Origin of the sequence: Streptomyces sp. NBC_01142 (genome assembly GCF_026341125.1) — a bacterium.
Classification (GTDB): domain Bacteria; phylum Actinomycetota; class Actinomycetes; order Streptomycetales; family Streptomycetaceae; genus Streptomyces.
In genome coordinates this window covers 2183401-2205996 of sequence record NZ_JAPEOR010000001.1, presented here as the reverse complement: position 1 = coordinate 2205996, position 22596 = coordinate 2183401, and the positions used below count along the sequence as shown (strand labels likewise).

General features: G+C 66.8%; 22 protein-coding genes and 2 pseudogenes. 15 read left to right on the top strand and 9 right to left on the bottom strand.

Going from position 1 to position 22596, the window contains the following annotated elements:
* Positions 1-92: 92 nt before the first annotated feature.
* Positions 93-947 (bottom strand): IS5 family transposase, encoded by an 855-nt coding sequence (locus OG883_RS10060; RefSeq protein ID WP_266537907.1) that lies wholly within the window; start codon positions 945-947, stop codon positions 93-95.
* 66 nt (positions 948-1013) lie between these two features.
* Positions 1014-1481: pseudogene (locus tag OG883_RS10055) on the bottom strand (IS5 family transposase); the annotation flags it as partial.
* A gap of 230 nt (positions 1482-1711) precedes the next feature.
* Between OG883_RS10055 and OG883_RS10050 the strand changes: the two are divergent.
* Positions 1712-2914 carry an IS110 family transposase gene (locus tag OG883_RS10050; RefSeq protein WP_266537911.1) on the top strand — a complete coding sequence of 401 codons (1203 nt, stop codon included), beginning with the start codon at positions 1712-1714 and terminating at the stop codon, positions 2912-2914.
* A gap of 18 nt (positions 2915-2932) precedes the next feature.
* Here OG883_RS10050 and OG883_RS10045 read toward each other — a convergent pair.
* The 5 genes and pseudogenes from OG883_RS10045 to OG883_RS10025 all read right to left on the bottom strand — a co-directional run.
* Positions 2933-3280 (bottom strand): annotated as a pseudogene (locus OG883_RS10045) (transposase); the annotation flags it as partial.
* A complete protein-coding gene (locus OG883_RS10040) occupies positions 3165-3905 on the bottom strand; it encodes a single-stranded DNA-binding protein (RefSeq protein WP_266537909.1) in 741 nt (246 codons plus the stop codon). The pseudogene OG883_RS10045 and the gene OG883_RS10040, both read right to left, overlap by 116 nt.
* A gap of 90 nt (positions 3906-3995) precedes the next feature.
* Positions 3996-4850 carry an IS5 family transposase gene (locus OG883_RS10035; RefSeq protein WP_266537907.1) on the bottom strand — a complete coding sequence of 285 codons (855 nt, stop codon included), beginning with the start codon at positions 4848-4850 and terminating at the stop codon, positions 3996-3998.
* 7 nt (positions 4851-4857) lie between these two features.
* Positions 4858-5154, bottom strand: a complete 297-nt coding sequence (locus OG883_RS10030; protein WP_266537904.1) for a hypothetical protein — start codon at positions 5152-5154, stop codon at positions 4858-4860.
* 48 nt (positions 5155-5202) lie between these two features.
* A complete protein-coding gene (locus OG883_RS10025; RefSeq protein WP_266537901.1) occupies positions 5203-6009 on the bottom strand; it encodes a hypothetical protein in 807 nt (268 codons plus the stop codon).
* 57 nt (positions 6010-6066) lie between these two features.
* On the opposite strand from OG883_RS10025, the gene OG883_RS10020 reads away from it, so the two are divergent.
* From OG883_RS10020 to OG883_RS10010, 3 genes are all read left to right on the top strand, one after another.
* Positions 6067-6909 carry an NAD(P)-dependent oxidoreductase gene (locus OG883_RS10020; protein ID WP_266537898.1) on the top strand — a complete coding sequence of 281 codons (843 nt, stop codon included), beginning with the start codon at positions 6067-6069 and terminating at the stop codon, positions 6907-6909.
* A gap of 838 nt (positions 6910-7747) precedes the next feature.
* A complete protein-coding gene (locus tag OG883_RS10015) occupies positions 7748-9376 on the top strand; it encodes an ISAzo13 family transposase (RefSeq protein ID WP_266537896.1) in 1629 nt (542 codons plus the stop codon).
* Positions 9377-9525: 149 nt separating this feature from the next.
* Complete coding sequence (locus tag OG883_RS10010; protein WP_266537894.1) at positions 9526-10290, top strand: DUF5677 domain-containing protein; 765 nt, start codon at positions 9526-9528, stop codon at positions 10288-10290.
* Between the two features lie 147 nt (positions 10291-10437).
* Here the strand turns inward: OG883_RS10010 and OG883_RS10005 are convergent, their stop codons facing one another.
* Together OG883_RS10005 and OG883_RS10000 are read right to left on the bottom strand one after the other, a co-directional pair.
* Positions 10438-10779: a helix-turn-helix domain-containing protein gene (locus tag OG883_RS10005; RefSeq protein WP_266541385.1), complete on the bottom strand. Its 342-nt coding sequence runs from the start codon at positions 10777-10779 to the stop codon at positions 10438-10440.
* A 53-nt stretch (positions 10780-10832) separates the two neighbouring features.
* Positions 10833-11087, bottom strand: a complete 255-nt coding sequence (locus OG883_RS10000) for a hypothetical protein (protein WP_266537892.1) — start codon at positions 11085-11087, stop codon at positions 10833-10835.
* A gap of 218 nt (positions 11088-11305) precedes the next feature.
* Between OG883_RS10000 and OG883_RS09995 the strand changes: the two genes are divergently transcribed.
* The 11 genes from OG883_RS09995 to OG883_RS09945 all read left to right on the top strand — a co-directional run bounded on the left by OG883_RS09995 (position 11306) and on the right by OG883_RS09945 (position 22563).
* Entirely contained in the window at positions 11306-12328 is a 1023-nt protein-coding gene (locus OG883_RS09995) for a sigma-70 family RNA polymerase sigma factor (RefSeq protein ID WP_266537890.1), read from the top strand.
* Positions 12329-12430: 102 nt separating this feature from the next.
* Positions 12431-13372, top strand: a complete 942-nt coding sequence (locus OG883_RS09990; RefSeq protein WP_266537889.1) for an ABC transporter ATP-binding protein — start codon at positions 12431-12433, stop codon at positions 13370-13372.
* Positions 13369-14139 carry an ABC transporter permease gene (locus OG883_RS09985; RefSeq protein WP_266537886.1) on the top strand — a complete coding sequence of 257 codons (771 nt, stop codon included), beginning with the start codon at positions 13369-13371 and terminating at the stop codon, positions 14137-14139. Before OG883_RS09990 ends, OG883_RS09985 begins: the two co-directional genes overlap by 4 nt.
* 2 nt (positions 14140-14141) lie before the next feature.
* Complete coding sequence (locus tag OG883_RS09980) at positions 14142-14987, top strand: ABC transporter permease (protein ID WP_266537884.1); 846 nt, start codon at positions 14142-14144, stop codon at positions 14985-14987.
* A 4-nt stretch (positions 14988-14991) separates the two neighbouring features.
* Positions 14992-16263 carry an MCE family protein gene (locus OG883_RS09975; RefSeq protein WP_266537881.1) on the top strand — a complete coding sequence of 424 codons (1272 nt, stop codon included), beginning with the start codon at positions 14992-14994 and terminating at the stop codon, positions 16261-16263.
* A complete protein-coding gene (locus OG883_RS09970) occupies positions 16260-17309 on the top strand; it encodes an MCE family protein (RefSeq protein WP_266537878.1) in 1050 nt (349 codons plus the stop codon). Before OG883_RS09975 ends, OG883_RS09970 begins: the two co-directional genes overlap by 4 nt.
* On the top strand, positions 17306-18289 hold the full coding sequence (locus tag OG883_RS09965) for an MCE family protein (RefSeq protein WP_266537875.1): 984 nt from the start codon (positions 17306-17308) through the stop codon (positions 18287-18289). The genes OG883_RS09970 and OG883_RS09965 overlap by 4 nt, the downstream gene beginning before the upstream one ends.
* Positions 18286-19455: an MCE family protein gene (locus tag OG883_RS09960; protein ID WP_266537872.1), complete on the top strand. Its 1170-nt coding sequence runs from the start codon at positions 18286-18288 to the stop codon at positions 19453-19455. Before OG883_RS09965 ends, OG883_RS09960 begins: the two co-directional genes overlap by 4 nt.
* Positions 19452-20738 carry an MCE family protein gene (locus OG883_RS09955; protein ID WP_266537869.1) on the top strand — a complete coding sequence of 429 codons (1287 nt, stop codon included), beginning with the start codon at positions 19452-19454 and terminating at the stop codon, positions 20736-20738. The genes OG883_RS09960 and OG883_RS09955 overlap by 4 nt, the downstream gene beginning before the upstream one ends.
* Positions 20735-22015 (top strand): MCE family protein, encoded by a 1281-nt coding sequence (locus tag OG883_RS09950; protein WP_266537866.1) that lies wholly within the window; start codon positions 20735-20737, stop codon positions 22013-22015. Before OG883_RS09955 ends, OG883_RS09950 begins: the two co-directional genes overlap by 4 nt.
* Positions 22012-22563 carry a hypothetical protein gene (locus tag OG883_RS09945; protein WP_266537865.1) on the top strand — a complete coding sequence of 184 codons (552 nt, stop codon included), beginning with the start codon at positions 22012-22014 and terminating at the stop codon, positions 22561-22563. The genes OG883_RS09950 and OG883_RS09945 overlap by 4 nt, the downstream gene beginning before the upstream one ends.
* Positions 22564-22596: the final 33 nt, after the last annotated feature.

Here is a 22596-nt window from a genome sequence, read left to right as displayed (position 1 = left end):
GACACATTGCCAAGCCGAAAGGCTTGCTCAGCGCCGTTTAACCGCCACTGAGTAGATCTCCTGCGCCGTCTTAGAGCGTGTCTGAGATCGGGTTACGGGGTGATTTTCCGTAGTGGTCGGGGTCCTTGGCGGGTGGCGGGTCGGCCTCGGGTGAGTCGGCGGAGTATCAGGTCGGTCATGGCCCAGCGGATCATGGTTTCGGAGTGGGCCGGGTTGCGTTCGTAGTCGCAGGCCAGGCGGCGGCGTGTGGTGATCCAGGCGAACGTGCGCTCCACCGCCCAGCGCTTCGGCTGGACCTTGAAGCCGCGCTGTCCGGGGTCCTTGCGGACGATCTCCAGCGTGCGGTGCAAGACGGCAGAGGACCACTCGACGAGTCGGCCGGCGAAGCCCTGGTCGGCCCAGATCTTCTCGATGGTTGGGTGGTCCAGGCGGGTCCACAGCAGGGAGCGCTTGGCTCCGTCGCGGTCCTGGACGCTTGCGGCCAGCACGTGCACGGCCAGGAGGAGGCCGAGGGTGTCGGTGACGATGAACCGTTTGCGGCCCTTGGTCTTCTTGCCCGCGTCGAAGCCGCTGGTGGACTTCGGCACCGTGTCGGCCGCCCGCACGGACTGCGAGTCGACCAGGCCCGCGGACGGCTCAGCGGAACGGCCGTCGGCCTCGCGGACCTTGACCCGCAGCGCGTCGTGGACGCGCTCCACGGTGCCGTCGTCGTGCCACCAGGTGAAGTACCAGTACACCGTCTGGAAGGGCGGGAAATCCTTGGGCAGATACCGCCACTGGCACCCGGTCCGCGCCAAGTACAAGATCGCGTCCACGATCCGCCGACGCGGGTGCTTCTCCCGCCGCCCGCCCTTGCGACCCGTCCTTGGAGCAGGCAGCAACGGCTCAATCAACGCCCACTGTTCATCCGTCAGATCAGACGGGTAACCATCCCCAGCAGCACTCACACACCACTCAACGAGTCACCCATACAGCCGATACGGCGGATCTCAGACACGCTCTTAGACGGTGTCCTATGTGGTTAGGCGGATGAGGCGCTTGTAGCAGCACAGGGCGGCGGCGAGGCCAAGAAAGGCCAGGTAGTTCCGGGGGTGGCGTTCGTAGCGGTGGTTGAGGCGGCGGTATCCGGTCAGCCAGGACATGGTCCGCTCGATGACCCACCTGCGACGGCCGAGTCGTTCGCTGGACTCGATGCCTTTGCGGGCGATCCGCACCCCGATGCGTTTGCCTCGTAGCCATTTGCGCAGGTGGGGGATGTCGTAGGCCTTGTCGGCGTGCAGGCGTTGGGGCCTGAAGTGACGGCCGCGGTGGGGGTCGTGTCTCGTTTGGAGACCCGCCACCATGGGCTTCAGACCTTCGCTGTCATGGGTGTTGGCGGCGGAGAGCCCGACGACCAGGGGCAGTCCGCTCGCGTCCGACAGGACGTGCATCTTGGAACCCGGCTTGCCTCGGTCCACGGGGCTCGGACCTGTGAGTTCGCCCCGTTACCTTCTTCGTGGCCTCGCAATGAGGCTCCCGGCCTTCGGCCCCGGTATGACTTGCGCCCCCAGTCCACATGATCGAAAAGGTGGTGTCGCCGGGTGCCGGAGGCATTGGCAGACCGCTGATTAGAGGCACGAGCGCCCCTTGGGCAGTCTCTTCGTAACGTGGATGCCGGCACGCTGATGCCGCAGGTGAGGCCGGGGAGGACGCGAGCACGGGAGCGAAGGGCATGACGGACGAGACTGGCATCGACGTCTATCTGGGCCTGGACGTCGGCAAGGGCGATCACCACGCCACCGCCGTGAGCCGGGCGGGGAAGAAGGTGTTCGACAAGCCGCTGCCCAACAGTGAGCCGAAACTGCGGGAGCTGTTCGACAAGCTCCGGGCCAAGCACGGCACGGTGCTGGTGGTCGTCGACCAGCCGGCTTCCATCGGGGCCCTGCCGCTGGCGGTCGCGCGGGACACGGGCTGCCAGGTCGCCTACCTGCCCGGTCTCACAATGCGACGGATCGCCGATCTTTACCCCGGTGAGGCCAAGACCGATGCCCGCGACGCGTTCATCATCGCGGACGCCGCCAGAGCGATGCCCCACACCCTGAGGACCATCGATCCCGCCGACGAGACCGTCGCCGAACTCGCGATGATCGCCGGGTTCGACGACGATCTCGCGGGCGAGTCCACCCGGATCGCCAACCGGCTCCGCGGCCTCCTCACCCAGATCCACCCGTCGCTCGAACGGGTCCTGGGCCCGCGCATCCAGCACCCGGCCGTGCTCAGACTGCTCGACCAGTTCGGCTCACCCGCCCAGATCCGCAAAGCCGGACGCCGTCGCCTCGTGACCTTGATACGTCCCAAAGCGCCGCGGATGGCGGAGCGGCTGGTCGAGGACGTCTTCACCGCACTCGACGAACAGACCGTCGTCGTTCCGGGCACCGAGGCTGCCGCGCTGATCGTCCCCAGCCTTGCGAGTTCGCTCCAGTCCGTTCTTGACCAGCGCAAACTCCTCGCCGCGAGGATCGAGGAACTCCTGGAGGCCCACCCTCTTTCCCAGGTCCTGATCTCGATGCCCGGCATCGGGATCAGGACCGCGGCCCGCATCCTCGTCGACGTCGGAGACGGCAGCGGCTTCGCCACCGCCGGCCATCTCGCTGCCTACGCCGGCCTCGCTCCCGTGACCCGGAACTCCGGCTCCTCCATCCGCGGCGAACACCCCTCCCGGCGAGGCAACAAACAGCTCAAGAGAGCCTTCTACCTCGCCGCGTTCGCCTCACTCTCCCAGCCCGAGTCACGCGCCTACTACGACCGCAAACGCAGGGAGGGGAAGCACCACATCGCCGCCCTCATCGCGCTCGCCCGACGACGCATCGACGTCCTCTTCGCCATGCTCCGAGACGGCACCTTCTACCAACCACCCACAGCGGCTACGGCTTGACGAAAACCATAGAGGCACCTTTTTAGCCCGGACGTGGGCGGAGTCGAGGACGACTCGGGAGACGTCGATGAGGCCTGCGTCGTCGAGTTGGTGCAGGACCGCTTCGTGCAGCCGGCCCCACACCCCGGCCCTCGACCAGATCATGAACCGGCGATGCGCGGTCGACTTCGATATGCCGAAGCATGGCGGCAAAGCCCGCCAGGCGCAGCCGCTGACGAGCACGTAGATGATCGCTGCGAACAACGTCTCATCAGGCGTGTTCGGTGTTCCACCGCCCTGCGGTCGCACTCGTTCCTCCGGAATCAACGGCCTGGCGAGCTCCCATAAGCCGTCCGGAACAATCCAACTCCACGTACCCCGCCCCATGAATAACCCAACGAGTGATCACCACATAGGACACCGTCTTAGTCATGCCGTCCCTGCCCTGATACTCCCGCGCGTGCAGATAACCCACGACCTCGATCTCATTTCCCTTGACCAACTCGCCGGCCTCCATGCGCGTCTTGAGTGCTGCGGCGCGCTCACCGAAGGCCAGGATGTTGTGCCACTGGGTCGTGCCGTCTTCAAGGTGGACGGCCAGGGGGAACTTGCCAACGAGCTTGCCGCTCGCGTTCTCCCGCACGCTGGGGGTTCGTCGCAGTCGGCCGACCAGCTTGACTCGTTGGCGCTCGGCCTCGCCGGTCTCGGCGTCGCCCGGTGTGCTCTGCGCCTCTTGTGGTGTGGCCGCCTCCGCGGTCTTGCCCGGCTCGGGGGTACCGACGCGCTGGATCATCGGCCGAACGTCAGGGAAAGCGCCAGGCGTGCGGTCGGGAGTTGCCTCGGACGGCTTCTCCGGGGGCTTTTGCGCAGGGGTGTCGACTGCTGGTGACGCCACGTCTTCGGGGTCCGGGTCTACCGGCTCCGGAGCGGCCTGCTGCTGCGCATTGATCTGCTCGGTGTCTTCAAGGTCGTCGGGCAGGCCGGACACTGCGGCCGGGCCGGTGTCGACCATGTACCCAACGGTCACTCCCCCATCGGGATGCAACACGACGCTTGAGTGCTCCTGCTGCGCATCCTTTCTGAGAGCGTGTCTGAGATCGGGTTACGGGGTGATTTTCCGTAGTGGTCGGGGTCCTTGGCGGGTGGCGGGTCGGCCTCGGGTGAGTCGGCGGAGTATCAGGTCGGTCATGGCCCAGCGGATCATGGTTTCGGAGTGGGCCGGGTTGCGTTCGTAGTCGCAGGCCAGGCGGCGGCGTGTGGTGATCCAGGCGAACGTGCGCTCCACCGCCCAGCGCTTCGGCTGGACCTTGAAGCCGCGCTGTCCGGGGTCCTTGCGGACGATCTCCAGCGTGCGGTGCAAGACGGCAGAGGACCACTCGACGAGTCGGCCGGCGAAGCCCTGGTCGGCCCAGATCTTCTCGATGGTTGGGTGGTCCAGGCGGGTCCACAGCAGGGAGCGCTTGGCTCCGTCGCGGTCCTGGACGCTTGCGGCCAGCACGTGCACGGCCAGGAGGAGGCCGAGGGTGTCGGTGACGATGAACCGTTTGCGGCCCTTGGTCTTCTTGCCCGCGTCGAAGCCGCTGGTGGACTTCGGCACCGTGTCGGCCGCCCGCACGGACTGCGAGTCGACCAGGCCCGCGGACGGCTCAGCGGAACGGCCGTCGGCCTCGCGGACCTTGACCCGCAGCGCGTCGTGGACGCGCTCCACGGTGCCGTCGTCGTGCCACCAGGTGAAGTACCAGTACACCGTCTGGAAGGGCGGGAAATCCTTGGGCAGATACCGCCACTGGCACCCGGTCCGCGCCAAGTACAAGATCGCGTCCACGATCCGCCGACGCGGGTGCTTCTCCCGCCGCCCGCCCTTGCGACCCGTCCTTGGAGCAGGCAGCAACGGCTCAATCAACGCCCACTGTTCATCCGTCAGATCAGACGGGTAACCATCCCCAGCAGCACTCACACACCACTCAACGAGTCACCCATACAGCCGATACGGCGGATCTCAGACACGCTCTGAGGAACACGACGCCTTCATCTTCAACTGTCGGGAGGGAGCCGCCGAACAGCTCGATACGTGCGCCTTTGGTGGTGATGCGGGAGACGCCGGCCTCGGGGAAGGTGTCAAGGCTCAAAAAAATCTTGTCGCTTCGGACCTGAAAGTGCTGGCCCTGCCCGTAGGCCGGATCGGTCACCTCTTGGGCCTTGGTGCCGAGTGCTTTCGCGACGGCTTGTTCATCAAATGTGGGTCTTGCTCGTTCTGCCATATGAGGACGGATTATAAACAGCAGGGGCGACAAAAGATGTAAGGCAGGTTACAGGATTTGTTGCGTTGCATTCGCTCTAAATCCAGCGATCTCTTTCTCGGCCCACACCGCCCAATCGGGGTTTTTATCCAGGTCGATCAAGACGCCAGGCCCCTCGATTGCGCCACGTCGAAAATGGTCAAATGGGTCGATTATGAGCCAGCGACGGTCAATCAAGACGAGGCACCACATACAAAACGTGGTTGTCCACCAAACCTCAAGCTCGCCCTTACGGGAAGAGGGGTCCCCTCTGAGGGTTTGGATTTTTTCGGGAGTGTTTTGAATCTTGGATCTAATCGACGCTTGATTGTATTCAGGAAAGCGCTCTTTCACTCGTTTAGCTGCATCAGTTCCGATCTGGGGCAGATAAAGACGGACGATACCCCCACGCGCAAAGGCGGCCTTGAGGTCAGTTGACACGTGATTGACCCAGGTATCCATATATGAAGCAAGAACATCAATCTCGGATGCTTGTGTCAGCAGGTCTGCCCAAGGAATCTCGTACCATCGATGTATACGGGCGTATGCACCCTGTTTCACGCCAGCCACTTGTTCAACGGATTGCACGATTCTGTCACTGAGATTGCGGATGGCCTCGTCCGAAAGGAACGAATGCGTTGAACGAAGAATCGTCTTGGAAACAACATAAACTACCAACACAGCAACTATGCTTGCCAAGAAGCCTGGGATCCACAACTTCCAACTATCTGCATGCGCTCCGTATAGGGCAATCTGTATGAGAATCAGCACCCCGATTCCCGCAAGCGCAAGCAATACGAGAAGCGTCTGGACAACTTTGTGTGGCAGCTTCGGCATGGAGATCTCCTAGCGCTAGACTCTCCCACATAGATATGCCATAAGGAAGTGTGCCCTATGAAAATCCTAGTTACCGGCGCCACGGGCTTTATTGGAAAAGCCCTTCTTCCGTGCTTGGTCGCGGCAGGCAAAACTCCAATTGCTGTGGTGCGCCCGAAACAGCTGGTGGTGCCAGAGGTCGATTCTGTTCATGTTGACCTCGCTAACGATGTCCTAGAGCGCAAACTTCCACGTGATATCACACAAGTAATCCATCTCGCGGCTAACGTCTCCAACTGTCATAGCGCCGAGTGTTTCACCGACAATGTCTATACGACGTATGCAGTAGCTAAATGGGCCCAAACCCTAGGGGTGCGAATTGTGTACGCCTCCACAACCGGGGTGTATGGCCATCCTAGAACTCCCCGCGATGCTGTCGAGAGCGAAGAAATTAGACCACAGAACCTCTACGCACTCAGTAAGCATCTCGGAGAAGTCGCTCTCGCCACGTCGTCCGTCTCAGCGGTGATGCTCAGGTTTTCCTATGTCTATGGAGAGGGTGATCGAAACAGTGCCGTCGCCCGGATCGTAAGACATGTCCTTGAAGGTCGCCCTGTCGTCGTCAGGGACGAAAGCAGAGATCTTCTGTACATTGATGACGCTGTAAGCGCGATCCTGTCAGCGGTCGAGTATTTCGGTAAGGTTCCGGTGTTCAATATCGGCTCAGGGAGCCTTGCAGCCTTGGCAGACGTGGCTAAGGAAGTCATGAAAATGACTCAACAATTCGTCCCGTTGCGGATTGAAGGGCCTCGGCGGGCTGGATACCGCATCAACGCTACGCGAGCGGGAGAAGAGCTCACGTGGCACGTGACCACACCCCTGAGCGGTGGTCTTCGAAGGCTCATCCAGTCACACCTTTAGTGTCTTACAACGACACTCGTCTCGCCAGTTGACCCCCAAGGGGGAGACGGCCGCCTGGTCGTCGGAACCCGGCACGGAGTAGGGGGTAACTCGCTACTCGAAACGCCCGGGACCTTCCACGATCTGGACCCAACGTAGTCGAGTGTTGGTCTTCACCTTTACCTGAAACCTCGCTCTGGTGTAAGTGGAAGCACCTTGGACGGTAAGAATTTTGGGTGAGTCTCCATCCAGGGTCTGTTTCTGTCTGTCTACACCAAACCAGCCCAACCCATACCGAACCTTAATCTGTGCTCCTGCGGGTCTGCGAAATTCGCCATGGACCGTAGGGCCGCCGCCCCAAACCCACCACACCGTTGTCCACGAGCCCGCCTTAACGTCCTTCTCGATCTCGGTTCGCGTGGTTGTCACGACTAACCTCCTGGCTTCCCGGTCAGCAACCGAGCGGCGTCAGCGTTCGCTGCTGCTCACCCGGGCCAGCCTGCATAACGCTGAGCTACCGCACCACTCCCACTGCGCCCAATGGGCTACAGCGACGTGGAGAACGTCTCGGCACGGACCTCGGTATTCCCGCACGGCGCAGCGCCCCGGTGGTGCGCGCATCCACCGCCTCGGAGCTGAAAACCACGGACTAAGCTTGGTAGTAGCCCGGCCCGATATGGCGTGGCCGGGCGAGGCCCCGGTGCCCCAAAGCTCTGGGGGCAGTACCGCCGGGGCCGCCTCCAGCCCCGGGTGCCGGTTTCGGTGTCCGGGGCTTACTTCTCCGCGCGGCAAGTAGGTCCACTAAGGGCTTGCAGGGAATCAAGGTGTTGCTTCCCGCCCTGAGGCTCGTTGGTGTGGTATGCGCATCCCGGATGAGACTCGTGACCAACTCGCCGTGAAGTTCGCGGTGTTGCTCCCGCAGCTGGACGAGCGGCAGCGGCGGTTGTTGATGGCTGCGGAGGCCCGGGGCCTGGGGCACGGCGGTGTCCGGGCGGTGGCACAGGCCGCTGCGGTCAGCGAGACGACGGTCCGCAAGGGCGTGTTCGAACTTGAGGCGGGTGAGGGGCCTCTGGGTCGGGTGCGGCGTCCCGGCGGGGGCCGCAAGCGGGTCGCGGATCTGAATCCAGGGCTGCGGCCGGCACTGTTGGCGCTGGTTGAGCCGGATGTGCGGGGTGACCCGATGTCGCCGCTGCGGTGGACGGTGAAGTCCACCCGCACGCTTGCGCGGGAGCTGACCCGAGCCGGGCACCGCGTCAGTGCCGACACCGTCGCCAACCTGCTGCGGGAGGAGGGGCTCAGCCTGCAGGCCAATGCCAAGACAATCGAGGGCAGCCAGCACCCGGACCGGGATGCCCAGTTCCGCTATCTCAACGAGCAGGCCCGCGAGCACCGGGACGCCGGCCAGCCGGTCATCAGCGTGGATACCAAGAAGAAAGAGCTCGTCGGCGAGTTCAAGAACAACGGCCGCCAGTGGCGGCCGTCGGGTGAGCCGGTGCCGGTGAACGTGCATGACTTCGCCGACCCGCAGCTGGGCAAGGCCGTCCCCTACGGGATCTACGATCTGGCGGCGGACACCGGCTGGGTCAACGTCGGCACCGATCACGACACCGCCGCGTTCGCGGTCGAGTCGATCCGCCGCTGGTGGCACGGCCAGGGCCGGGCTGCCTACCCGCAGGCGGCACGACTGCTGATCACCGCTGACGCGGGCGGCTCCAACGGCTACCGCACCCGAGCCTGGAAACTGCAACTGGCCCGGCTCGCTGCCGAAACGGGACTGACCATCACCGTGTGTCATCTGCCGCCCGGCACATCGAAGTGGAACAAGATCGAACACCGGCTCTTCTCGCACATCACCATGAACTGGCGCGGCCGCCCGCTGACCAGCCACGAAGTCATCGTCCAGTCCATCGCTGCGACCACCACCCGCACCGGGCTGCGCGTGAGAGCCGCACTCGACACCAACACCTATCCCACCGGAGTCCGCATCGGTGACGCCCAGATGGCGGCACTGCCGCTGACCCGGCACGCATTCCATGGCGACTGGAACTATGCCCTGCACCCGCAGCCCTGCCCTGCCGTCCCGGCGGCCCGGGCTCCGCAGGCACCGGCCCCGCAGTGGGAGCAGGCCCTGCTGTCCGATCCCGCCCTGACCGGCATGTCCCGGCAACAACTGGACGCCCTCACCAGGACTTTGACCCCCGACGGCGATGCCCGGCGCGGCCGTCCGCCCCGGCTCGCCTTCCCCGAACAGGTCCTGGCCACCGTGCTCCATCTGCGGGTCGCCCTGGCCGCGGAACCTCTCGCCGTACTATTCGGCAGCAGCCGCACCGCGATGCACCGCACCCTCCTGAAGAACAGGAGACTGCTCGAGGCACACGGCATCGTCATCCCACCCGCGACGACACCACCCGTCGTCCTCGCGGCCCTCCGAGCTCGGGTCCTCGCCCAAACCGGCGAGCCCAGCAACAAGATCAAGACGACGTGTTAATGATCTGCAAGCCCTTAGGCGGGCGCTTCGTGCCTTCGACCATCAATGACTTCCAGCGGCAGAGCGAGCTGTTGTTGAAAACCCCGTAGCGCCACGCCCCAGGCCGTCGCCATGATGACCGGGTGAGTGAACCTGACCCCGGAGACGGCTTGATCCGTCTCGAAAACTTGATCACGGCAAACCTTCACCAACGCATCGACCCCACCAATCGCGCTTCTGTAATCGGCTGGGGACTCTTCTTCAACGTGGCCGAGCAGGTGCGTGCGGTCCTCACGCTGCACCAGGCCGGCGCGTGCGGTGCTGCGTCCCCGAACCGACGGAGTGCTCTGGAGTACGCCATCACTCTGCGGTGGTGTGTGGACCAGGGTGACCGGATAGGCGACATCTACAACCGCAAGCTCGGGGCCGACCAGATCCAGTTGGCCAAAGCCCTGAAGACGGACGGCACGAAGGACCGCTACAAGGACGCCTACGAGGTCATGGTGCAGACCGTCAAGACGGTGAAGGAGACCGTCCCGGCTGATCCGAACGAAGCCCTGGCGAAGATCGAACACCTGATGAAGGGCTACGGTCTCACAAAGGAGCGGACGTTCTACCAGGTAGATTCATGGTTCGCGCACCCGACGCTCACCGGGGCCCAGATGTTCTTCAAGGACGACGGCGAGACCTTCCACGTCAGCCAGGCACCGATCCATGAGGAACTCGTGGCGTGCCGACTGTACTGCCTGTGGATCTTCCACTTCGCGATGCTGGCCTTCAACGAGGTACTCACCGGCAAGCCGTGGACCACAGAGCTTGAGCAGATCGCCAGGGAGTACGGCTTCACAACGACGCTCCCGCAGTGGCAGGAGCCAAGTGTGTCCGAGCGGCCAAGCCATCAAGGCGAGCCATGTAGAGCCGTGTACGCCTCGTAGGCAAGCGCTGCGCGCTCCACGATCCCAGTGCGGCTCACCGCTATTCCTGGGTCTCGTGGACGACTACAGCGCCCCACTACTGCATGATCACCAGGGTTTGTGAGAAAACGTGAGACGGTCGGCTCCCTGAAGGGTCCGACCGCCCACTTACGTACCTTCTACCTGCGGCTTTGTCTCCCGAGCCGCGGTTTCCCGGTTCAGGTAGTTGTACACAGTGAATCGGCTGACCCCGAGGGCACCCGCCACCGTCTCCACCCCGTGCCGTACGGAGAATGCGCCGCGCGCCTCCAGAGTCCGTACGACCAGCTGCTTCGTCTTACGGTCCAGCTCCGAGAGCGGCATGCCGTGCCGGCGCTCCATGGCCGCCAGAATGTGGTCGAGCGAGTCCGAGAGCTGCGGCAGCCGCACGGCCAGGACATCCTCGCCCTCCCAGGCGAGCACCACGTCATCAGGTGACGCCTGTTCCGGGCTCAGTATCTCCGCACCCATGGCGTCGACCAGCGGCTTGACCGCGCTGACGAGCGGGTGATCTCCCGGCTCGATCACTTCTCGCCCTCCCCGATCACATTGACCTGCAACGAGACCCGAGTGGCACCCGATTCCAGTGCACGGCGCAGCAGCGCGTCCACGGCGATGAGCACCTGGTCCGCGCCACCCTCGGCCGTATTGCCGAACGGGCCGACGTCCACGGCGTCCAGAGCGGCCTCCTGCATGACCTCGCGGGCGACCACCGCGTGGGCGGGCGCGTCGTCGAGGTCGAAGGGCTCCGTCGTGAACTCCACCCGCAATCGCTTCATGCCCACACGTTAGCCCGGCCGGCCCGGGCCGCTGCCTCCCCCCTGGCCCCCAAAATCGCCCCGTGCCCGGCGCGGCGCCCTCGCCGACGCCGGCCCGCTGACCGGCAACGGTAGGGATTCGATGGGCGCCTCCCCCTCCACAATTCCGGATACCGGGCGGTAATGTCGCCACCCGCCGGGCAGCACAGGGCTCGGCGGGTGAGCGCAAAGGGGCCCTCATGGCGACGGACATGCATTCCGCATACTCGGGCGGGCCGGCGGACGCCGCCCACGAGCGGTGGCAGCGGGCGTGGAGCCACCGCGAGCAGTTGCTCAAGGTGGCCCGCCGCCGGTCCATGAGCGTGGAGGACGCCGAGGACGCCGTCCACGAGGCCATGCTGCGCGCGGCCGAGAACCCGCATCTGGACGACGAGCGGCTCGGCGCCTGGCTGACGACAGTGACCATGCGGCTCTGCATCGACAGGCACCGCCAGGTCAACCGCGAGGCCGAGGTGCACAGCAGCGCCGGGCTCGTCCCGCCGGGTCCGGCGCCCGTCGAGGAGGCGGTGTGCGACCGGGCCGAGGCGAAGTGGCTGGCCGTGCGTACCGGGGAACTGCCCGCCCGGCAGGCGGAGGCGCTCCGGCTGAAGTCCGAGGACCTCGACGTCGGCCAGGTCGCCCACGAGATGGGGCTGAGCTATCGGACGGTCGAGTCGCTGCTGGCGCGGGCCCGCCGGTCGCTGCGCAATTCGCTGGCCGGCACGCTGGGGCTGGCCATGTGGCTGTGCGGGCGAGGGCAGTCGCGGCCGGGCGGGAACGCGCAGGCGGTTGCCATGGTCTCGACAGCGGCGACGCTCGCCGTGGCGGGCTTCGTCCTGCCGTACGCCCACGACGGGGACCGGCCCGGCTCTCCGCGGCCCGCCGCGCCCGCCGTCTCGGAGGCCGCGGACGTGCGGCCGCCGGCCCCGGGCCGGGCGCAGCCTCCGCGCGTACGCACCCTCGGGGGCACGAGGGCGTCCTCTGCCGAGAGCGCGACCCCGTCGCCGGGCGGTCACCCGCTCGTACCGTCCCTGCCCGAGGTCCCGCTGCCTGCCTTGGCCGCCCCGGACGTGCCCCCGGTGCCGGACGTGCCGGAGGTTTCCGTCCCCTCCGCTCCGCCGGTTCCCGTGACGGTGCCGTCGATCCCGGTGGACGTCCCGGACCCACAGGACACCCCTGTCGAGCTGCCGGACAACACCCTGCACACCAACGTTCACCCCTGATGGCACCCCCGTAAAAAAATTTCGGCACTCGCCGCGACGGACGCACCGCCCTTCCCCGTAGAGCAGATGACGGAGCTGCTCCACGGCTGAAGGGTGAACCGGATGGGTGTCGAGATCTGCGTGGAAGGGCTGACCAAGTCCTTCGGCCACCAGGTCATCTGGCAGGACGTTTCGCTGACGCTGCCCGCCGACGAGGTATCGGTCATGCTCGGCCCTTCGGGCACGGGCAAGTCCGTGTTCCTGAAGACGCTTGTCGGTCTGCTCAAGCCGGACTCCGGCTCGGTCCGCGTCGCGGGCACGGACATCACCACGCTGGGTGAACACGACCTGTACGAGGTGCGGAAGCTGTTCGGCGTGCTGTTCCAGGACGGCGCACTGTTCGGGTCGATGAATCTCTACGACAACATCGCCTTCCCGCTCCGCGAGCACACCCGTAAGACGGAGAGTGCGATCAGGCAGATCGTGCTCGAGAAGATGGACATGGTCGGGCTGATCGGCGCCGAGGAGAAGCTGCCCGGCGAGATATCCGGCGGTATGCGCAAACGGGCCGGGCTGGCGCGGGCCCTGGTGCTCGATCCGCAGATCATTCTGTTCGACGAACCGGACTCGGGTCTCGACCCGGTGCGGGTGGCCTACCTCAACCAGCTGATCGTCGATCTCAACGCGCAGATCGACGCGACCTTCCTGATCGTCACGCACGACATCGCCTCGGCCCGGCAGGTCCCGGACAACATCGGGCTGCTGTTCCGGCGCGAGCTGGTGATGTTCGGCCCCCGCGCACAGCTGCTGACGAGCGACGAGCCGGTCGTACGGCAGTTCCTGAACGGCCGGATGCAGGGGCCGATCGGCATGGCGGAGGAGAAGGACGCCGCCCAGGTCGAGCAGGAGCTGGCGCAGCTCGGCGACCGCGAGGCCCCGATCCCGCCGGGAGGCGGGGAGATGCCACCCCGCCTCCTGCCGTCCCCCGGGATCACCCGGCCACCTCGCTGGGAGGCGATCGCGCGGCGCGAGTCGGAACTCCACAAGGAGGTGGCGGGCGCATGATCCTGTCCCCGGTCGGCGCTCTGAGACATGCGGGCAGCCTGTTCGCGATGGCCCTGGACGTCGTACGGACGCTTCCGCGTCGCCCGTTCCAGGTACGGGAGTTCATCCAGCAGGCGTGGTTCATCGCGAGTGTCACGATCCTGCCCACCGCGCTGGTCTCCATCCCCTTCGGGGCGGTCATCGCCCTGCAGATCGGCAGCCTGACCCGGCAGTTGGGTGCCCAGTCGTTCTCGGGTGCCGCCTCGGTGCTCGCGGTGCTGCGGGAGGCCTCGCCGATCGTCACCGCCCTGCTGATCGCCGGGGCGGGCGGCACCGCGATCTGCGCGGACCTCGGGGCGCGCAAGATCCGTGAGGAGATCGACGCGATGCAGGTGCTGGGCATCGACCCGATCCACCGGCTGGTCGTGCCGAGGGTGCTGGCCACGATGGTGGTGGCGGTGTTGCTCAACGGGCTGGTGTCGGTGGTCGGGGTGGCCGGCGGTTACTTCTTCAACGTGATCCTGCAGAACGGCACGCCCGGCGCGTATCTGGCTTCCTTCACCACCCTCGCCCAGCTGCCCGACCTGTGGGCGGCCGAACTGAAGGCCCTGGTGTTCGGCGCCATCGCCGCGGTCGTCGCCTCGTACAAGGGCCTGACCGCCAAGGGCGGGCCGAAGGGCGTCGGCGACGCGGTGAACCAGTCCGTGGTGATCACGTTCATGTTGCTGTTCGTCACGAACTTCGTGATGACCGCCGTGTACTTCCACATCGTTCCGCAGAGGGGTTGAGGATGGCTCTGTCGGATCGCATCGGCCGTACCGGCCGGCTCCTGTCGCGTCCGCTCCACTCCCTCGAGGAGCTGGGCACCCAACTGGCGTTCTACGGGCGCTCGCTGGCATGGACCGGTCGTACCCTGCGCCGCTACAAGAAGGAGACCCTGCGCCTGCTGGCCGAGGTGAGCTTCGGCCGTGGTGCGCTGGCGGTCGTCGGCGGCACCGTCGGCGTCATCGCCTTCCTGTCCTTCTTCACCGGCACCGAGGTCGGCCTGCAGGGGTACGCGGCCCTCAACCAGCTGGGCACCTCCAACTTCGTGGCGTTCCTCTCGGCGTACTTCAACACCCGTGAGATCGCCCCGCTGGTGGCCGGCCTCGCCCTGGCGGCGACGGTCGGGGCCGGGTTCACCGCCCAGCTCGGCGCCATGCGGATCAGCGAGGAGACCGACGCTCTGGAAGTGATGGGCGTTCCCTCACTGCCGTTCCTGGTGACCACCCGGATGATCGCCGGTTTCGTCGCCGTGATCCCGCTGTACGTGGTCGGGCTGCTGTCCTCGTACTTCGCGGCACGCACCATCACCACCGGCTACTACGGGCAGTCCGCGGGCACGTACGACCACTACTTCCAGCAGTATCTGCCGCCGGTCGACGTCCTGTGGTCCTTCGGCAAGGTGATCGTCTTCGCCGTCGTGATCATCCTGGTCCACTGCTACTACGGCTACTACGCGAGCGGCGGCCCGGCCGGCGTCGGCGTCGCGGTCGGCCGCGCCGTGCGGACCTCCATCGTCGCCATCAACGTCCTGGACTTCTTCCTCAGCCTCGCGATCTGGGGCGCCAACACGACCGTACGGATTGCGGGGTAGACCAATGCGCATACCGATACCCCTCGCCACGCGCACCGCGAGACTGCGCCTGTACGGCATCGTCTTCCTCGCGGTCATCGCGCTCCTGCTGTCCCTGTCCGTTGCCGTCTACCAGCAGGTGTTCACCTCCGTCGTCCGGATCACGCTGGAGGCCGACACCCTGGGCAACCAGCTGGATCCGCGGGCCGACGTCAAGCTGCGCGGGCTGCTGGTCGGCGAGGTGCGCGAGGTGCGGGCCGACGGCGAGAAGGCGACTCTCGACATCGCTCTCCAGCCGGAGCACGTCTCCCGCATACCGGCCGAAGTCCACGCCCGGCTGCTGCCCAAGACACTGTTCGGCGAGAAGTACGTCGAGCTGGTGGCGCCCGGCGGGCCATCGGCTCGGCACATCCGCGCCGGGGACGTCATCACCCAGGACCGCACCAGCGTCGGCATCGAGGTGCAGCAGCTGATGAACGATCTGCTGCCGCTGCTGCGTACCGTGCGGCCCGCCGAACTCAACTCCACTCTCTCCGCGTTCGCCACCGCGCTCGAGGGGCGAGGCGACCGGATCGGCGCCAACCTCACCCGCGTCGAGGGCTACCTGAGGGCGCTCAATCCGCACATGCCCTCCATCAAGGAGGACATCTCGCGGTTCGCCGACGTGGCCGAGGTGTACGGGGACGCGGCGCCCGACCTGATGAAGATCCTGCGGAACACCGTCACCACCAGCCGCACCCTCGTCGAGAAGCAGGACCAGCTGGCCTCCGCCCTCACCGCGACCGCCACCACCGCCGGCACCGCGGACGCATTCCTCCAGGAGAACGGCGGCCGGCTGATCACGCTCGGCCGCGTCTCCCGCCCCACGCTGGCCCTCTTCGCCCGCTACGCGCCGCAGTACCCCTGTCTCCTCGAAGGCCTGGTGAGGCAGGACAAGGCGTCCGAACAGGCCTTCAGAGGCGGGGAGATGCGCATCACCCTCGAATTCGTCCGCCCGCGACCCGCGTACCGACCCGGCGAGGAACCGCGCTATGCAGAGAGCTCCGGACCCGATTGCAGAGGTCTGCCCCACCCCCGTGTGCCCGCACCAAACACGGAACTCGATGACGGTACGTCGAGGAGAGATTCGGGGAGCGCGACACCCGGTGGAGTCCATGTGTCCGCCACCGAGGCCGAGCAGCGTGCCGTCGGCTCGCTCGTGGCCCCCGTCCTGGGGGTTCCGGCCGACGAGGTGCCGGCGGTCGCGACGCTGCTGTTCGGCCCCATGGCGCGCGGAACGGCGGTGAGCGTCGCATGAGAGTCGGACGAGCCACAGAGACCGCGGCGCCGCTGGTCAAGTTCAGCGTCTTCGCGGTGGTGACGGTGCTGGCGACGGCGCTGCTCGCGGCCACCATCGTCAACATCTCCTTCACCCCCGAGCACACGTACCGCGCGGTGTTCAGCGATGTCACCAGCCTGGAGGAGGGCGACGACATCAGGGTGGCCGGGGTGCGGGTCGGCGAGGTCGAGGACATCAGGATCGCGGCGGGCGGCATCAAGGACCGGACGCTGGCCGAGGTCACCTTCTCCGTCACTCGCGACCGCCCGCTGTTCACCAGCACCGGCGCCGTCGTCCGCTACCGGAGTCTGGTCGGGCAGCGGTACATCGCGCTGACGGAAGGGGCGGGCAACGGCACGCCGCTGCGGCCCGGCGGCAGGATCCCGCTGTCCAGGACCCAGCCCGCGCTCGATCTCAACGCGCTGCTGGGCGGGTTCAAGCCGCTGTTCGCCGCCCTGAGCCCGAAGGACGTGAACCAGCTCGCCACCGAGATCATCAAGACCCTGCAGGGCGAGGGCGGGACGGTCAGCAGTCTGCTCGCCCACACGGCCTCGCTGACCACGACGCTCGCCGACCGCGACGAGCTGATCGGGTCCGTGATCGACAACCTCAACACGGTGCTGAAGACCCTCGACAAGCGCAGCGCCCGCTTCTCCGGCCTCCTCAAGCAGTTGCAGCGGGTGATCTCCGGGCTGTCCGCCGACCGCAAACCCATGGGCGCATCGCTGGTGAACATCGGCGCTCTGACCGAGGCCACCTCGGGTCTGCTCGAGGATGCGCGGCCGCCTCTGCGCGACGACATCGCCGAGCTGACCGAGCTCACCGGAACGCTGAACGACAACGAGAAGACCGTGGAGGGCGTGCTGAAGAGGCTACCGAACAAGCTCAGCAAGTTGACGGGGACGGCCTCGTACGGCTCCTGGTTCAACTTCTACCTCTGTGACTTCGACGGCCGGATCGTGCTGCCGAAGACCAGGAAGGTTCTCACTCCCGAGCTCCACGTCGCCCGGGCGAGGTGCGCATGATTCCCTTCCGCGAGCGGAATCCCGTGGTGACAGGGGCCGTCGGCATCACCACGCTCGGGCTGCTGGCCGTCGCGGCGTTCCACGCCGACAGTCTTCCGCTGATAGGCAACGGTGAGGCATACAGCGCGGCCTTCTCGGAGGCGGGCGGCCTCAAGCCCGGCGACGAGGTACGGATCGCCGGGGTCAAGGTCGGCAAGGTCGACGATGTCGATCTGGACGGCGGCCATGTGAAGGTGACCTTCCGGGTCAAGGGCGACCCTGAGCTCGGCTCCCGAACCGGGGCGTCCATCCGGATCAAGACGATCCTGGGCGCGAAGTACCTCGCGCTGGACCCGAAGGGGACCGGGCGGCTGCGGCCCGGCAGCGAGATCCCGCTGAACCGGACGGTTCCGGCGTACGACGTCGTGGCGGCGTTCAGCGATCTGACCACCACGACGGAGAAGGTCGACACGGACCGGCTGGCGACGGCCCTGGACACCATCTCCACCACTTTCAAGGACTCACCGGCCGAGGTACGTGCGTCCATCAAGGGTCTTTCGAAGATCTCCCGGACAGTGGCGTCGCGCGACAAGGCACTGGGGGAACTCCTCGCCCATGCCAACGGAGTCACCGGTGTGCTCTCCGACCGGTCCGGCGAGTTCGCCGGACTGATCAAGGACGGCGACAAGCTGTTCCAGGAGATCACCAAGCGGCGGGCGGCGATCCACGCACTGCTCAAGAGCTCGGCCGCCCTCGGTATCCAGCTCTCCGGCCTCGTGGCGGACAACCGCAAGGAGATCGGCCCGGCACTCAAGGGCCTGAACTCGGTCGTCACGATGCTCGAACGCAATCAGGCGAGCCTCGACCGCAGCGTCGCGCTGCTCGCGCCGTACGTACGGGTCTTCACCAATGCCCTCGGCAACGGCCGTTGGTTCGACAGCTACATCCAGAACATGGTCGCACCCACTCCGGTGGTTCCGCGGACGGGAGGCTCGCGATGAACGGCCGCTTCGCACTGCAGGGGCGCTTCGTGCCGGAGAGGCGTCTCACGCGCCGCCTGGCGCTGGTCACCGCACTGGTGCTCGTCGCCGCGGCGGGGCTCGTGTTCTGGCCGCGCTCGTCCCCGGTCCGTGTCACGGCGTACTTCCCGCGCACTGTCGGCATCTACCCCGGCTCGGACGTACGCGTCCTGGGTATCCGTATCGGCGAGGTCAAGAAGATCACGCCGGACGGCAAGCGGGTGCGGGTGGAGCTGGAGTTCGACTCCGAGCGCAGGGTTCCCGCGGAGGCCAAGGCGGCGATCATCAACTCTTCGGTGGTCAGCGACCGATACGTACAGCTGCTGCCGGTGTACCGGAGCGGCCCGGCGATGCGCAGCGGCGATGTCATTCCGGAGCACCGCACGGCCGTACCGGTCGAGCTGGACCGTGTCTTCGACAGTCTCCATACGACGGCCGAGGCGCTCGGCCCGCGTGGCGCGAACGCGGACGGTTCGCTGTCCCGGCTGCTCGGCGTGAGCGCGGACAACCTCAAGGGCCAGGGAAAGCAGCTGCACCAGACGGTCGAGGACCTGTCGCAGGCGGTCACCACACTGTCCGACGGCCGGAAGGACCTGTTCGGCACCATACGGAATCTGCAGGTGTTCACGGCCGTGCTGGCGGCAGACGACGGCAACGTCCGGTCGTTCAACGGCAGCCTCGCCGAAGTGGCCGACCAGCTCGCCGGGGAGCGCAAGGACCTCGCGGCGGCACTGCGGCATCTGGGCGTGGCACTCGGCGATGTGGCCGAGTTCGTGAAGAAGAACAAGAAGTCGCTGACGTCGAATGTGAAGGGCCTCAGCAAGGTCACCAAGGTGCTGGTCACCCAACGCGCGGCGCTCGAGGAGCTGCTGGAGGTCGCTCCCGCCGGGCTCTCCAATCTGCAGAACGCCTACAACCCGTCCTCCGGAACCCTCGACACCCGCAACAACCCTGACCAGCCCCAGGACCCGGCCGCGCTGCTGTGCTCCCTGCTCAGGACGACCGGGGAGGCCGGGGGGAAGAACCCCGACTGCAAGGACCTGAAAAAGCTGTTCGGCTCCCTGCCGGAACTGTCGCAGACCGAGCCGGCGCCGGGCACGGGCCCGGTGGACAGGACGCTCGGCGGAATCCTGGAGGCCGGCGCATGAGCGTGCTGCGCAAGGGCGGGCTGGGCAAGGGCGGGGCGGCCGCGTGGGCGGCGATCGGTTCGCTGCTGCTGTCCGGCTGCGAGTTCAACGGGTTGTACGACGTCCAGCTGCCCGGGGGCGCCGCCGCGGACGGCAACGCCTACGCGGTCACTGTCGAGTTCAGGGACGTGCTGGATCTGGTGCCGCAGTCGGCCGTGAAGGTCAACAACGTCACGGTGGGCGCGGTCGAGAAGGTGGAGCTGGTCGGCTGGCACGCCCGGGTACGGCTGCGGGTCGCCGACTCGGTGAAGCTGCCGGGCAACGCGGTCGCCGGTCTGCGGCAGACCAGCATGCTCGGCGAGAAGTACGTGGCGCTGTCGGCGCCCGCGGATACCGAACCCGTCGGCAGGCTCTCCGACGGTGCCCGGATTCCGCTGTCCCGCAGCGGCCGCAACCCGGAGATCGAGGAGGTGTTGTCCGCACTGTCGGCGCTGCTCAACGGCGGCGGAGTGGCCCAGCTCAAGACGATCACCACGGAGCTGAACAAGGCCCTGGAGGGCCGCGAGAACCGGGTCAAGTCGCTGCTCACCGAGCTGGACATGTTCGTCGGGGGCCTCGACACCCAGCGCAAGGAGATCGTCCGTGCGCTGGGCGGCATCGACCGGCTGGCCAGGAGACTCGGGAAAGAGAAGAAGACGATCGCCCTGGCCGTCGACACCATGCCGCCCGCACTGAAGGTACTGGCCGACCAGCGCAGCAAGCTGACCAGGATGCTCACCTCCCTGTCGAAGCTCGGAGTGACGGGCACCAAGGTGGTCAATGCCTCCCGGGACGACATGGTCGCCAATCTGCGGCTGCTGCGGCCGGTCCTGGAGCAGTTGAACAAGGCGGGCGACGATCTTCCGGGCGCCCTGGAACTGCTGACGACGTATCCGTTCCCGCGCAATGCGACGGACGCTGTCAAGGGCGACTACGTCAATCTCAAGGTCACCGCCGATCTCGATCTGGCGAGTATCTACGGCAATCTCACCGACGTACCCGAGAAGCCGGGGGACTCCGTAAAGCCGGAGCTCCCCGAGGTACCCGAGGTCCCGGAGGTTCCCGACGTTCCCGGTCTCCCCCTGCCCACCCCGCTGCCGGACGCGCCCGGAGTTCCCTCGGACTCCCCGGACAAGGGCGATCCGCTCTGCCCGCCGGTGTGCACCAGCAGTTACGCCGTGTACGGGAGCGAGGACGGCGACGGTTACCCGCCCGGGGTCGATCCCGCCCTCGCCGAGCTGATGCTGAAGGGGATGCAACCGTGATCACACGTACGGTCAAGGCCCAGCTGCTCGCCTTCGCCACCGTCACCACCGTCGGTGTGTCGTACGTAGGCGCCCAGTACACGGGGCTCGCCGACGGCCTCTTCGGCCACGACTACACTGTGCAGGCCGACTTCGCCGACTCCGGGGGCATTTTCCGGGGCGCCGAGGTCACCTACCGCGGAGTGCCGGTGGGTCGCGTCGGCGAGCTGCGGCTCACCGGATCCGACGGAGTGTCGGTGACGCTGGACATCGAGGACGGGCCACGGATCCCGGCGGACACCCTGGCGGTGGTGGCGCATCGTTCGGCGGTCGGCGAGCAGTACGTCGATCTGCAGCCGCGGGCCTCGAGCGGCCCCTATCTGCGGGACGGCAGCACGATCGCCCGCGGTAACACCCGGGTGCCGCTGCCCACCACGGATCTCGTCCTCGGCCTGGACCGGCTGGTCAACTCCGTCGGCAAGGAGGATCTGCGGATCACGGTCGACGAGCTGGGCAAGGCCTTCGCCGGCACCGGCCCGCACCTGAGCCGACTGGTGGACTCGGGCAACAGGCTGGTGGAGTCGGCGTCCGGCTCGCTGCCGCAGACGGTCGCGCTGATCGAGGACTCGCGGAAGGTCCTCACGACACAGGCCGAGCAGGGCTCGGCCATCAAGTCCTTCTCCCGCGACCTGGCGGCCCTCACCGCCGAGCTGAAATCCAGTGACGGTGACGTCCGCAGGCTCATCGGCGCCGGTGCGCCCGCCGCACACGAGCTGAACTCGCTACTGAAGGCCAACCGGCCCCATCTGCCGGTGCTGCTGGGAAATCTGATCAGCGGCGGCCAGATCACGGTGGCGCGGCTGCCCGGCGTGGAGCAGGCCCTGGTCACCTTCCCGGTGGTGGTCGCCGGCAGCTACACGGTGATCCCGGGTGACGGCACCACCCACTTCGGCTTGGTCGCCGGCGCCGACGATCCGCCGCCGTGCCGGCAGGGGTACGCAACGCAGCGGCGCGACCCCGCGGACACGAGCACACGGCCGGCGAACACCGGAGCGCGCTGCACGGCCCCGCGCGGCGGCGACACCTCGGTCCGCGGCGCCCAGAACGCCCCTGGAGCCTCGGGATCCGCCGGTTCCGGCGGAGCGGACCAGGTCGCGTACGTCACCCCGTACGACCCGGAGACCGGCGCCGCCACCGGCCCGGACGGAACGCCTGTCGAGATCGGCTCGACGGGCGGCGAACAGAGCGTGTTCGGAAAGGACTCGTGGCAATGGATGCTCGTCGGACCTCTGGCATGAGCGGGGGCCCTGTCGCGCGCGCGACACGCCCGCTGCACCGCCTCGGCACCAGGCTGATGGACGCCGCCCGTCGCGGCAGGGCGCTGCCCGCGTCGCTTGCCGCGGCAACCGTCGTGACAACCGCCCTGTCCGTGTGGCTGAGCGTGCTGGTGTACGAGCAGCGCACGGAGGGGCAGCGGCACCAGGACATCCTGGCCGCGGCCCGCCAGTCGGCGCTGAACTTCACCTCGCTCGACTACCGGCACTACGAGCGGGACAGCAAGACCGTACTGAAGGGTGCCACCGGCGACTTCAAGGAGCAGTTCGCGGCGCAGACCGCGGAACTGACGAAGCTGGTGACCGCGAACAGGTCGGTCTCCGAGGGACAGGTGCTCGAAGCGGGCATCACCCGGGCCGACGAGCGCACCGCCCGTGTCCTGGTGGTCGCCGACAGCAAGGTGATCAATGCCGCCGCCCCCGAGGGGCAGGCCCGCACCTACCGGCTCCAGCTCGACCTCGTACACGAAAGCGGTCGCTGGCTCACGTCCAACGTCGAGTTCGTCGGCTGACCGCGCGCCCCGCACACACACCCGTAACACCAG

What these genes read in the sequence shown, in the direction of transcription:
- OG883_RS10050 (WP_266537911.1), top strand. Translation starts at nt 1,712, where the DNA reads ATGACGGACGAGACTGGCATCGACGTCTATCTGGGCCTGGACGTCGGC.
- OG883_RS10040 (WP_266537909.1), bottom strand. Translation starts at nt 3,905, where the DNA reads ATGGTCGACACCGGCCCGGCCGCAGTGTCCGGCCTGCCCGACGACCTT.
- OG883_RS10030 (WP_266537904.1), bottom strand. Translation starts at nt 5,154, where the DNA reads ATGGCAGAACGAGCAAGACCCACATTTGATGAACAAGCCGTCGCGAAA.
- OG883_RS10025 (WP_266537901.1), bottom strand. Translation starts at nt 6,009, where the DNA reads ATGCCGAAGCTGCCACACAAAGTTGTCCAGACGCTTCTCGTATTGCTT.
- OG883_RS10020 (WP_266537898.1), top strand. Translation starts at nt 6,067, where the DNA reads ATGAAAATCCTAGTTACCGGCGCCACGGGCTTTATTGGAAAAGCCCTT.
- OG883_RS10015 (WP_266537896.1), top strand. Translation starts at nt 7,748, where the DNA reads ATGCGCATCCCGGATGAGACTCGTGACCAACTCGCCGTGAAGTTCGCG.
- OG883_RS10005 (WP_266541385.1), bottom strand. Translation starts at nt 10,779, where the DNA reads ATGGGTGCGGAGATACTGAGCCCGGAACAGGCGTCACCTGATGACGTG.
- OG883_RS10000 (WP_266537892.1), bottom strand. Translation starts at nt 11,087, where the DNA reads ATGAAGCGATTGCGGGTGGAGTTCACGACGGAGCCCTTCGACCTCGAC.
- OG883_RS09995 (WP_266537890.1), top strand. Translation starts at nt 11,306, where the DNA reads ATGGCGACGGACATGCATTCCGCATACTCGGGCGGGCCGGCGGACGCC.
- OG883_RS09990 (WP_266537889.1), top strand. Translation starts at nt 12,431, where the DNA reads ATGGGTGTCGAGATCTGCGTGGAAGGGCTGACCAAGTCCTTCGGCCAC.
- OG883_RS09985 (WP_266537886.1), top strand. Translation starts at nt 13,369, where the DNA reads ATGATCCTGTCCCCGGTCGGCGCTCTGAGACATGCGGGCAGCCTGTTC.
- OG883_RS09980 (WP_266537884.1), top strand. Translation starts at nt 14,142, where the DNA reads ATGGCTCTGTCGGATCGCATCGGCCGTACCGGCCGGCTCCTGTCGCGT.
- OG883_RS09975 (WP_266537881.1), top strand. Translation starts at nt 14,992, where the DNA reads ATGCGCATACCGATACCCCTCGCCACGCGCACCGCGAGACTGCGCCTG.
- OG883_RS09970 (WP_266537878.1), top strand. Translation starts at nt 16,260, where the DNA reads ATGAGAGTCGGACGAGCCACAGAGACCGCGGCGCCGCTGGTCAAGTTC.
- OG883_RS09965 (WP_266537875.1), top strand. Translation starts at nt 17,306, where the DNA reads ATGATTCCCTTCCGCGAGCGGAATCCCGTGGTGACAGGGGCCGTCGGC.
- OG883_RS09960 (WP_266537872.1), top strand. Translation starts at nt 18,286, where the DNA reads ATGAACGGCCGCTTCGCACTGCAGGGGCGCTTCGTGCCGGAGAGGCGT.
- OG883_RS09955 (WP_266537869.1), top strand. Translation starts at nt 19,452, where the DNA reads ATGAGCGTGCTGCGCAAGGGCGGGCTGGGCAAGGGCGGGGCGGCCGCG.
- OG883_RS09945 (WP_266537865.1), top strand. Translation starts at nt 22,012, where the DNA reads ATGAGCGGGGGCCCTGTCGCGCGCGCGACACGCCCGCTGCACCGCCTC.